The organism is Pseudomonas sp. KCJK9000, assembly GCF_046230725.1.
GTDB classification, from domain to species: Bacteria; Pseudomonadota; Gammaproteobacteria; order Pseudomonadales; family Pseudomonadaceae; genus Aquipseudomonas; species Aquipseudomonas promysalinigenes.
The window spans coordinates 1-10,454 of record NZ_JBJJLN010000088.1 but is presented as its reverse complement, the minus strand read 5'-3'; the positions used below and the strand labels follow the sequence as shown (position 1 = coordinate 10,454).

Sequence of the window (10,454 nt, the reverse complement as noted above, 5' to 3'; positions counted from 1 at the left end):
ATGTAGACTCGATGTCATACTGGTTCCTTTAAAATTGAATGCTCGTCCATAATCCAAATTCTTCGACTCGCGAATACCCACCCACAGTCGACTTACAGGTTGGGCAAGAGCCGATTTCCCAGCGCTTGGAAGACCTGAGCGAGGTTTGAGGCCATCGGGGCTGTTTGGCAGTCAGTCGAAGCTTACCTGCACCTATGGATGACCGCAGGAGCGGGTTCGACCCGCCCAGAGGCCCTCAGCTACCCCGCATACCCCAACAGGTACAACAAGCCGGTCAAGCTCGCCAACGACACCACGGTCGACCACAGAATAGTGCGCGAAATCAGCCCCGCCTCGCGGCCGTAGTACTCGGCCAGCATGAACGGGCCTGTGCCCGTCGGTAGCGCGGCGAGCAATACCGCCGAAGCCGCCCACATGGCGGGCAGGCTGAACACTTTGAACGCCAGCACCCAGGTCAGCGCCGGCTGGCCGATCAGTTTCAGGCCCACCAGTGGCCACGGGCCGGCTGTGGTCTCAGGGCGTTTCTCTGCCAGAAACGCCCCCAACGAGATCAACGCGCAAGGCGTGGTGGCCAATGCCAGCATGTCGAGAAAATGCATTACCGGTTCGGCCAAGCCCAGCCCGCTCATGGCCCAAACGGCACCCCCCAGCGGTGCGATCACCAACGGGTTCTTCGCCAGCGCCTTGCTCACCAATAGCATCGCACGGCCAATCCGCCGTTCTTGTTGCAGACCGATCTCGATCAACATCAGGGAAAGCGCGAACACCAGACAGACCACGATCAGCGAGGAAATCAGCGCAGGCTGCAGCCCTGGCTGGCCGAACAGCAACAGGCATAAAGGAATACCGATGTAGCCGGTGTTGGCGTATCCGGCGCTGAGCCCGTCGATACTCGCCGCCACGAGCCCATGGCCGCGGTAAAGCCGCCAGGCCAGGGTCACGATGAACATGGCCACGGCACCGCCGCCGAATGCGACGATGAACCCCGGTTGCCAGATCTCGCTCCAGGTCGCCGTGGCCGTAACCTTGAACAGCAACGCAGGCAGGCACAGCCACACCACCATCTTGTTGATCTCGGCTGCAGCCTTCTCGCCCAGCTTGTTGCCCTTGCGGCAAATGAAGCCGACCAGGATCAGGGCAAAGATCGGTGCGACGATGACCAAAATCGTATGCATGTCAGCCCTTTTCGGTCACCGGCGCCTGCGCGCGATTACCCAGGCGGCTGAGCCATACCGAGGCAAGAATGATCGCGCCCCCCAGGAACAAGCGCCCTAGCGGCTCGTCACGGTTCCAGATCAGCAGGTTCAAGAGCAGCCCCACCGGCACATGCAGGTTGTTCATCACCGCCAGCGTAGCGCCGGAAACCAGGCACGCGCCCTTGTTCCACCAGTAAAGGCCCAAGGCCGTCGGGCACAGGCCGAGGAACAGCAGTACCAGCCATTGCACATCGGTGCTCGGCAGGTGCTGGGCATTACCGAACAGCACGAACGCCGGCAAAGCCACCAGCAGCGCGCCTAGGTAGAAGTAGCCGAAACGCTTGTAATGCGGCAGGTCGCTAGGGTTGCGAGCGACCAAGTGACGGTACAGCACCTGGCCTGCGGCATAGGTGAAGTTGGCCAGTTGCAGCAACAAGAAGCCAATGAAGAAATCACCGCTGATGTTGTCGAAGCGGATTATCCCGGCCCCTGCCACGGCCACCATGGCCGCCAGCAGCGCCCACGGATTGAAGCGCCGGTTAAGTGCGTCTTCGATCAGCGTCACGTGCAAGGGTGTGAGAATGGTGAACAGCAGTACCTCCGGCACGCTCAGCACCCGGAAGCTCAAGTACAGGCACACATAAGTGATGCCGTATTGCAGCGCGCCGATAAGCAGCATTGAACGCAGGAAACGCGGTTCGACTTTGCGCCAGCGGGTCAAAGGCAGGAACACCAAGCCTGCCAGTACAACCCGCGCCAGCACCGCGAAATAGCTATCGACGTGCCCGGCCAGGTACTCGCCGATCAGGCTGAAGGAAAACGCCTGGATCAGCGCGACGATTATCAGGTAGCCCATGATTGTCTCTCGTGAATCAAGGCGGCGACCTTAACGGGTTGCGGCAAGTGAGTTCAACCATGGGGAATGTGGGGGCGCGTTCACCCGCGAAACCGCCGGTACAGGTAACCGTAAAGTCCCGGACAAAAAAAGCCCGGCCATCAGGCCGGGCAGGTACACCCAAAGGAGCAAAAACAGGTGTCAGGGTTGGGAATTCGGTGAACCTCAGGCCACAGCGGCCAGCTTGGCCTTGGCCTGATTCAGACCTTTTTCGTGGAACTCGCCGCTCATGTTCAGCCCCTCGGCGTGTACGAAATCGACATCATGGATACCAATGAACCCCATGACCTGGCGCAGGTAAGGTTCCTGATGGTCACTGGCGGCGCCGGCGTGGATGCCGCCGCGGGCGGTCAGTACGATGGCGCGCTTGCCGGTGAGCAAGCCTTGCGGGCCTGTGGGGGTGTACTTGAACGTAATGCCTGCGCGCAGCACATGGTCTAGCCAGGCTTTCAGGGTGCTGGGGATGGTGAAGTTGTACATCGGTGCAGCCAACACCAGTACGTCGGCCGCCAGCACTTCATCGGTCAGCTCGTTGGAGCGGGCCAGGGCCTGAAGTTCGCCAGCGCTGCGCTGGTCTTCAGGTTTCATCCAGCCACCGAGCAGATCGGCATCCAGGTGAGGCACCGGGTTCACGGCAAGGTCACGTACGCTGATCGTGTCGGCCGGATGCGCCGCCTGCCACTGCTGGATGAAATCACGGGTCAGCTGGCGGGAAACGGAATCTTGCTGGCGGGCGCTGCTTTCGATGATCAGTACGCGGGACATGGGGTTGCCTCCATCGGCAGAAAGGGGTGCGATTCGATGGAGGTGAGATTAAGGCTTGACCTATCGATAAAAAAGCGTAAAAAGTGGGTTTAATCCATCGATTAATCAGTTTTATTGCGCTTTGCAGTCCAGCGCGATGCGCAGCTTGATGATCTGCCGATTGAAATTGGCCGTCACATCGACGCTTTTACCCGCCGCCACGTTGACCCTGCGCACCCTGGGCGCTTCTGGCCCATTGCGGAAGGTGACCTTGCAGGCGGCCGGCACTTGCCCATAGTTGTTCAGCGTGATTGAGCCAATATCGTAGGCGGTGTCGTAAGTGGTGTAATCCAGCTTGACACCGTCCACGGACTTTTCCACGTCAATGGGGTAAGCCACGGCAGTTAAGGGCAGGCACATCAGTATTGCCACACAACATTTGTTCATGGGCGCTCTCCTTGTTTGAGCGCAGCTTAGGCCAACAGGAGCGAAACATGAAAGCGCCACGCGTGACCCTGGATCAATGGCGAACCCTGCAGGCAGTGGTCGACCATGGCGGGTTTGCCCAGGCCGCCGAAGCCTTGCACCGCTCGCAGTCTTCGGTCAGCTACACCGTGGCGCGCATGCAGGAGCAACTGGGCGTGCCGCTGCTACGCATCGATGGCCGCAAAGCGGTCTTGACCGAAGCCGGCAACGTGCTCCTGCGCCGGTCACGGCACCTGGTCAAGCAAGCCAGCCAGCTGGAAGACCTTGCGCACCATATGGAACAAGGCTGGGAAGCCGAAGTACGCCTGGTGGTCGATGCGGCCTACCCCAGTGCTCGCCTGGTGCGCGCCTTGGCCGCGTTCATGCCGCAAAGCCGCGGTTGCCGGGTGCGCCTGCGTGAAGAAGTACTGTCGGGTGTGGAGGAAGTGATGCATGAAGGCATCGCCGACCTTGCCATCAGCAGCTACAGCATCGGCGGCTACCTGGGCACCGAACTGAGCTCGGTGGAGTTCGTTGCCGTCGCGCATCCCGAACACAGCCTGCACCGCCTAGGCAGGGAAATCACCTTCCAGGACCTGGAAAGCCAGTTGCAGGTGGTGATCCGCGACTCCGGCCGCGCCCAACCGCGCGACGTCGGCTGGCTCGGTGCTGAACAGCGTTGGACGGTCGGCAGCCTGGGCACCGCCACCACGTTCGTCAGCAGCGGCCTGGGCTTTGCCTGGCTGCCACGGCACATGATCGAACGCGAACTGCGCGACGGCGTGCTCAAGCCTCTGCCGCTGGATCAGGGTGGCAGCCGTCACCCACTGTTCTACCTTTATTCGAGCAAAGAAAAGACCCTGGGCCCGGCCACGCAGATTCTCATCGACCTGCTGCGCAATTTCGATACCGCGCCACTGGACGTGCCCTTCGCAGCGCCCCCACAAGCTTGAGAGGACCGCGCCCATGGCCTATTTCGAACATCAAGGCTGCTCGCTGCATTATCAGGAATATGGCCAGGGCGAACCTCTGGTGCTGCTGCACGGCCTGGGCTCCAGCAGCCAGGACTGGGAGCTGCAGATACCGGCATTGAGCCCGCACTACCGGGTGATCGTGATGGACATCCGCGGCCACGGGCGGTCGGACAAGCCCCGTGACGGTTACCAAATAGCCACTTTCAGCGCAGATCTGCTGGCGCTGCTCGAACACCTGCGCACCGGCCCAGTCCATTTCGTGGGTTTATCGATGGGCGGCATGGTCGGGTTCCAGTTCGCGGTCGATCACCCACAGTGGCTGCGCAGCCTGTGTATCGTCAACAGCGCCCCCGAAGTCAAACGCCGCACCCGTAGCGACTGGCTGTGGTGGCTCAAGCGCTGGAGCCTGGCGCGCATCCTCAGTGTCGAAACCGTCGGCCAAGGCCTGGCCGCCCGGCTATTTCCAAAACCCGGCCAGGCGGACCTTCGGCATAAGATGGCGCAACGCTGGGCGCGCAACGACAAATACGCCTACCTCAAGAGTTTCGACGCCATCGTCGATTGGGGGGTGCAGGAACGTATCGGTGAAATTCGCTGTCCGACACTGGTGGTTGCGGCCGACCACGATTACACCCCGATACAACTGAAGGAGCGTTACGTCGCTTTGATGCCTCACGCCAGGCTGGTGGTCATCGACGATTCCCGGCACGCTACGCCCCTTGACCAACCCGAGGTCTTCAACCAGACCCTGCTGCAATTTCTCGCAGCCGCTTCCACCTCTCAAGGATCATTGAGCCCATGCTGAAAAAACTTCTGCTCACCGCCTGCACCGTCGCTTTCGCCACCGGCGTGATGGCCTCCGACAAGACACCGCACGTACTGCTGGACACCAGCTTCGGCGAGGTCGTAATCGAGCTGAACGCCGAAAAGGCGCCAGTCAGCACCAAGAACTTCCTCAGCTATGTCGATAGCGGCTTTTACAACAACACCATCTTCCACCGCGTGATCCCAGGCTTCATGGTCCAGGGCGGCGGTTTCACCGAGCAATTGGTGCAGAAGAACACCCAAGATCCAATCAAGAACGAGGCTAGCAACGGCCTGCAGAACACGCGCGGCACCTTGGCCATGGCCCGCACCTCCAACCCGAATTCGGCCACCAGCCAGTTCTTCATCAACGTGGCCGACAATGATTTCCTCAACCCAGGCCGCGACGCCGGTTACGCGGTGTTCGGCAAAGTGACCAAAGGCATGGAAGTGGTCGACCAGATCGTCAATTCGCCAACCACCGTCAAGAAAGGCATGCGTGATGTGCCGAACGACCCGGTGTTCATCAAGTCCGCCAAACGCATCGACTGACTGCCGGTTTCACAGGGACGTGAAACCTTCCGGGTCGGGTAGCACAGGAGTCTAGTCACCCATGCTGTACCGCCGCTTCGAGCAACTGATCGATATTTTCCGCGACGCGCCCAGCGAGTCGCCACCCGGCCAGGTCTGGCCGTTCTACCTGTACTACCTGCGCCAAGTGTGGCCGAGCTTTCTCGCGCTGCTGGTGGTAGGCCTTTTCGCCTCGCTGATCGAGGTGGCGATGTTCAGCTACCTGAGCCGCATCATCGACCTGGCCCAGGGCACACCCAATGCAAACTTCTTCAGCGAGCACAGCGGCGAGCTGATCTGGATGCTGGTGGTGATCCTTGTGTTGCGACCGGTGTTTTTCGGGCTGCATGACCTTCTGGTACACCAGACCATCAACCCCGGCATGACCAGCCTGATTCGCTGGCAAAACCATACCTATGTGCTCAAACAGAGCCTTAACTTCTTCCAGAGCGACTTCGCCGGGCGCATCGCCCAGCGCATCATGCAGACTGGTAACTCGCTGCGCGATTCTGCCGTGCAGGCGGTGGATGCACTTTGGCATGTGCTGATCTACGCGATCACCTCGCTGGTGCTGTTCGCAGAGGCCGACTGGCGTTTGATGCTACCGCTGCTGGTGTGGATCTTCGGCTACATCGCCGCGCTTCATTACTTCGTGCCACGGGTCAAGGAGCGCTCGGTGATTTCCTCCGATGCCCGTTCCAAGCTGATGGGGCGCATCGTCGATGGCTATACCAACATCGCTACCCTCAAGCTGTTTGCCCACACTGACTACGAACAGCAGTACGCCCGCGAAGCGATCCGAGAACAGACCGAAAAAACCCAATTGGCGTCCCGCGTGGTGACCAGCATGGACGTGGTCATAACCACCCTCAACGGCCTGCTGGTGGTGAGCACCACGGGCCTGGCGCTGTGGCTGTGGAGCCAGTCGCTGATCACCGTCGGTGCCATCGCTCTGGCGACGGGGCTGGTGATTCGCATCGTCAACATGTCGGGCTGGATCATGTGGGTGGTCAACGGTATCTTCGAGAACATCGGTATGGTCCAGGACGGTCTGCAGACCATCGCTCAGCCTGTCACCGTCACCGACAAGCCCAATGCACCGCCACTGAAAGTCACGCGTGGCGCCGTGCGCTTCGACGATGTGGACTTTCATTACGGCAAGGCCGCCAATGTGATCGAAGGGCTCAACCTGGACATCCGACCGGGGGAGAAAATCGGCCTGATTGGCCCGTCCGGTGCCGGCAAATCGACTTTGGTCAACCTGCTGCTTCGTCTGTATGACGTGCAGGGTGGGCGCATCCTGATCGACGGCCAGGACATTGCCCAGGTCAGCCAGGCCAGCCTGCGTGCACAGATCGGCATGATCACCCAGGACACTTCGCTGCTGCACCGCTCGATCCGCGACAACCTGCTGTATGGCCGGCCCGGCGCCAGTGAAGCTGCGTTGCAGGAGGCCGTGCGCCGGGCACGTGCCGACGAATTCATCCCACAGCTGTCGGACGCCCAAGGCCGCACAGGGTTCGATGCCCATGTCGGCGAGCGGGGTGTGAAACTTTCAGGCGGTCAACGCCAGCGTATCGCGATTGCCCGGGTACTGTTGAAAAATGCACCGATTCTGATAATGGACGAAGCTACTTCGGCGCTGGACTCGGAGGTCGAAGCGGCCATTCAGGAAAGCCTGGAAACCCTGATGCAAGGTAAGACGGTGATCGCCATCGCTCACCGGCTTTCGACCATCGCTCGCATGGACCGCCTGGTGGTGCTGGACAAAGGGCGGATCGTCGAGATTGGCAGCCACAGCGAGCTGCTGCAACAGCGGGGGTTGTATGCCCGCTTGTGGCATCACCAGACCGGTGGCTTTGTCGGGGTAGACTGAACCGGTGCTGGCACTTTTGCGGGGGAACTCGCGCCTGCATGTTCACCCTGTGCAGGAGCGGGTTCACCCGCGAAGGCGCTAGCCCAAGCGCCAAGGAACTCAACCCTTGCGGTAGGGCAACATCTGCTTGGCTTCTTCGGCATACCCCCTCACCCCTGCTCGCTCCTGCCGCAGAAAATCCTCTACCGCCCGCTTCAACCCCGGATGTAGCAGGTAATGCCAAGACCGCGTCAAAACCGGCTCGAAGCCACGGATCAGCTTGTGCTCACCCTGCGCCCCGGCATCGAAACGTTGTAAGCCTTCGGCAATGGCGAAGTCCATGCCCTGGTAGAGGCAGGTTTCAAAATGCAGGCGGTCGAATTCATCCAGGCAACCCCAATAACGGCCGAACAGGCTATCGCCACCGACCAGACTCAAGGCCATCGCCACATCGCGTCCGCCTTGGCGCGCCATCACCACCCTCACCGCTTCGGGCATGCGCTCGGCCAACAGGCTGAAAAACGCCCGGGTCAGGTACGGTGCGCGCCCGCGTACTGCGTACGTATTGGCATAGCAGAGAAAGACAAAATCCCATTGCGCCTCGGCCAGCTCATCGCCGCGGTACCAACGAAAATCGATACCCTGCCCCGCCACCTGCTCACGCTCCTTGCGCATCTGCTTGCGCTTGCGAGAGCTCAAGTTGTCGAGAAAATCCTGAAAGTCGCGATAACCCTGATTACGCCAATGGAACTGGCAGCCCAGGCGCTCCATCCAGCCCGGCTGGCCCGCCATCTGTGCATCGAGCTGCGGCTCAGTGAAATTGATGTGCGCACCCGACAACCCGGCCTTGTCCAGGTATTGCGGTAATGCCTGCAATACCAGTAGTGCATCGGCAGGGTCGGGCGCCAGTAGGCGTGGGCCGCTGACCGGGCTGAACGGTACCGCCCCCAGCAGCTTGGGGTAATAGGCGATGCCGGCGCGCTCGCAAGCGTCGGCCCAGCCGTGATCGAACACGTACTCGCCGTAGGAGTGCCACTTGCGGTAGGCCGGTAGCAACGCCTGCACCTGCCCATCGCGCTCGAGCACCAGGTGTTCGGCTGCCCAGCCAGTGCTGGGCGCCACACTGGCGCTGTCTTCCAGGGCACTGAGAAAGCCATGGCGCAAAAAGGGATGGCCCGGCGGAACCAAGGCATCCCAGGTCGCCGCTGGCAGGTCACGCAGATGGGCAAGGCTGTAGAGACTGGTCACGTGTTCGACTCGCTATTGAAGGCCATCAGTATCGACGAACAAGGGCCCCTCGCTCAAACGATGATCGGCCCTTTGTCCCTACGCTTTCGCTTACTTAACCGCAGTGCCATTAATAAGACATCAATCTGTAATGCCCCCCCGCAATACTTGCGCCTGTTTTCCGGAACCCTAGAACCTGTCTAGCCAGGCCCTTTCCGAAGACATGCCAACACGGGGGTGGGCGCTGAGCCTCCCCGAATATTTTCAGTAGGGAGAACCTTATGCGTCTTGTTTCCACACTTACCGGAGTGAGCCTCACCGGCATGATGCTGGCTATGAGTACTTCGGCCAGTGCAGCTGTCGACGCCAAGCTGCTCGAAATGCTCCGCGCCAATGGCTCGATCAACCAGGCGCAGTACAACGAGCTGCAAGGCGACCTGGCAAAGGAGACCAAGGAAAAGGCCGACCAGAAAGCCCAATCCGACCGTATGAGCGCTTTCGAACAAAAAGTGGCCTGGGCCGCCAAGACTCAGATCAAGGGTGATGTGCGCCTGCGTTACGAGGACGTCAACGTCGACAACCCTATTTCGCGCAGTGGCAACCAGGACCGAGAGCGTGTTCGTGCCCGCGTTGGCTTCTACAGTGAGATCAACCCGCAAGTCGACGCTGGCGTGCGTGTGGCCACCGGCAGCAGCGCCGATGCCCGATCGACCAACCAAAGCCTGGATAACTATTTCGAGAAGAAGTCGCTGTGGGTCGATCTGGCCTACCTCGACTGGCACCCGACCGCTGTGCCGAACCTGCACGTGATCGGCGGCAAGATGAACCAGCCCTGGGTGAGCATGGGCGACATTATCTGGGACAGCGACATCAATCCTGAAGGCGTTGCGCTCACCTACAAAACCAATGCCGGCCCTGCTGAAGTGTTCGGCAGCATCGGCCACTACAACCTCAAGGACAATGTCGACGGCGACGGCGTGCAGTTCAAGCACGATGCCCAGCTTTACGCTGCCCAACTTGGCACCAAATTCAACGCCGCCGATACCGTCAAGGTCACCGTCGGTGCCAGCCTCTATGGCTACGACAATGACAAGGCCTCGGCTGCGCTGCGCTCGCTGGGCAACACCACCGACGAATTCAACCTGGTCGAGGGCTTCGGCCAAATCGATTTCACCGGCTTCGCCATTCCGCTGTCGGCTTATGGCCAGTACGTCAAGAACACCGAAAGCACCGACGGCATGGATACCGCCTGGCTGGCCGGTTTGAAGTCGAAAATTGGCGCCTGGAGCCTGGACTACAACTACCGCGACGTGCAGCGCAACGGCGTGGTCAGCCTGTTCACCGACTCTGACTTCGGCAACGGCTTCACCGGTTCACGTGGTCACAAGTTCAAGGTTGGTTACGAAATCGACAAGAACTTCAGCCTGGGCGCAGCCTACCTGATGGCCAAGACCGACTATTCCAACCTGCCCAACAGCAATGCTGACGTAGACACCCTGCAGGTAGATCTGGAAGCTAAGTTCTAAGCTGCATACGCTTTGCTCCACGCTCAAGCGGAAGATACCGACCCCATCCGGTGTTTTCCGCTTTTTTTCGCCCGCAAAAAAGGGGCCGCTTTGGCGGTAATGCTGTTCACTTAAGTATTTGAGTCCAGGATTGGGGGCGAAAAGTCCGATACTAGTGATCTGGTGTCGGATTTTTTGGGGTTCAATTTGAGCCTTTTA

10 protein-coding genes are annotated in these 10,454 nt (G+C 60.2%); 5 read left to right on the top strand and 5 right to left on the bottom strand.

What is annotated here, in order from left to right; genetic code table 11:
• Positions 1-239: 239 nt before the first annotated feature.
• The 4 genes from ACK59H_RS21920 to ACK59H_RS21905 form a co-directional block, all read right to left on the bottom strand.
• Entirely contained in the window at positions 240-1,175 is a 936-nt protein-coding gene (locus tag ACK59H_RS21920) for an AEC family transporter (RefSeq protein ID WP_060479817.1), read from the bottom strand.
• Between the two features lies 1 nt (position 1,176).
• Positions 1,177-2,052: a carboxylate/amino acid/amine transporter gene (locus ACK59H_RS21915; protein WP_060479816.1), complete on the bottom strand. Its 876-nt coding sequence runs from the start codon at positions 2,050-2,052 to the stop codon at positions 1,177-1,179.
• A 204-nt stretch (positions 2,053-2,256) separates the two neighbouring features.
• Positions 2,257-2,856, bottom strand: a complete 600-nt coding sequence (locus ACK59H_RS21910) for an FMN-dependent NADH-azoreductase (RefSeq protein WP_060479815.1) — start codon at positions 2,854-2,856, stop codon at positions 2,257-2,259.
• Between the two features lie 111 nt (positions 2,857-2,967).
• Complete coding sequence (locus ACK59H_RS21905) at positions 2,968-3,282, bottom strand: hypothetical protein (RefSeq protein WP_060479814.1); 315 nt, start codon at positions 3,280-3,282, stop codon at positions 2,968-2,970.
• Between the two features lie 47 nt (positions 3,283-3,329).
• Here ACK59H_RS21905 and ACK59H_RS21900 point away from each other — a divergent pair, with 47 nt between their 5' ends.
• The 4 genes from ACK59H_RS21900 (at position 3,330) to ACK59H_RS21885 (ending at position 7,524) form a co-directional block, all read left to right on the top strand.
• The gene (locus ACK59H_RS21900) at positions 3,330-4,253 is read left to right on the top strand and encodes a LysR family transcriptional regulator (protein WP_060479813.1); all 924 of its coding nucleotides are present in this window, start codon (positions 3,330-3,332) and stop codon (positions 4,251-4,253) included.
• Positions 4,254-4,266: 13 nt separating this feature from the next.
• On the top strand, positions 4,267-5,079 hold the full coding sequence (locus ACK59H_RS21895; protein WP_060479812.1) for an alpha/beta fold hydrolase: 813 nt from the start codon (positions 4,267-4,269) through the stop codon (positions 5,077-5,079).
• The gene (locus ACK59H_RS21890) at positions 5,073-5,630 is read left to right on the top strand and encodes a peptidylprolyl isomerase (protein ID WP_060479811.1); all 558 of its coding nucleotides are present in this window, start codon (positions 5,073-5,075) and stop codon (positions 5,628-5,630) included. Before ACK59H_RS21895 ends, ACK59H_RS21890 begins: the two co-directional genes overlap by 7 nt.
• A 61-nt stretch (positions 5,631-5,691) precedes the next feature.
• Positions 5,692-7,524 carry an ABC transporter ATP-binding protein gene (locus ACK59H_RS21885; RefSeq protein ID WP_060479810.1) on the top strand — a complete coding sequence of 611 codons (1,833 nt, stop codon included), beginning with the start codon at positions 5,692-5,694 and terminating at the stop codon, positions 7,522-7,524.
• Between the two features lie 99 nt (positions 7,525-7,623).
• On the opposite strand, the gene ACK59H_RS21880 is transcribed toward ACK59H_RS21885, so the two are convergent.
• Positions 7,624-8,751: a GNAT family N-acetyltransferase gene (locus ACK59H_RS21880; protein WP_060479809.1), complete on the bottom strand. Its 1,128-nt coding sequence runs from the start codon at positions 8,749-8,751 to the stop codon at positions 7,624-7,626.
• 260 nt (positions 8,752-9,011) lie between these two features.
• Here ACK59H_RS21880 and ACK59H_RS21875 point away from each other — a divergent pair, with 260 nt between their 5' ends.
• The gene (locus ACK59H_RS21875; RefSeq protein ID WP_060479808.1) at positions 9,012-10,256 is read left to right on the top strand and encodes a putative porin; all 1,245 of its coding nucleotides are present in this window, start codon (positions 9,012-9,014) and stop codon (positions 10,254-10,256) included.
• Positions 10,257-10,454 lie beyond the last annotated feature (198 nt).

Bases quoted from the DNA above. Each gene is read 5' to 3' on its own strand.
- ACK59H_RS21920 (WP_060479817.1), bottom strand. From the start codon at position 1,175: ATGCATACGATTTTGGTCATCGTCGCACCGATCTTTGCCCTGATCCTG.
- ACK59H_RS21915 (WP_060479816.1), bottom strand. From the start codon at position 2,052: ATGGGCTACCTGATAATCGTCGCGCTGATCCAGGCGTTTTCCTTCAGC.
- ACK59H_RS21910 (WP_060479815.1), bottom strand. From the start codon at position 2,856: ATGTCCCGCGTACTGATCATCGAAAGCAGCGCCCGCCAGCAAGATTCC.
- ACK59H_RS21905 (WP_060479814.1), bottom strand. From the start codon at position 3,282: ATGAACAAATGTTGTGTGGCAATACTGATGTGCCTGCCCTTAACTGCC.
- ACK59H_RS21900 (WP_060479813.1), top strand. From the start codon at position 3,330: ATGAAAGCGCCACGCGTGACCCTGGATCAATGGCGAACCCTGCAGGCA.
- ACK59H_RS21895 (WP_060479812.1), top strand. From the start codon at position 4,267: ATGGCCTATTTCGAACATCAAGGCTGCTCGCTGCATTATCAGGAATAT.
- ACK59H_RS21890 (WP_060479811.1), top strand. From the start codon at position 5,073: ATGCTGAAAAAACTTCTGCTCACCGCCTGCACCGTCGCTTTCGCCACC.
- ACK59H_RS21885 (WP_060479810.1), top strand. From the start codon at position 5,692: ATGCTGTACCGCCGCTTCGAGCAACTGATCGATATTTTCCGCGACGCG.
- ACK59H_RS21875 (WP_060479808.1), top strand. From the start codon at position 9,012: ATGCGTCTTGTTTCCACACTTACCGGAGTGAGCCTCACCGGCATGATG.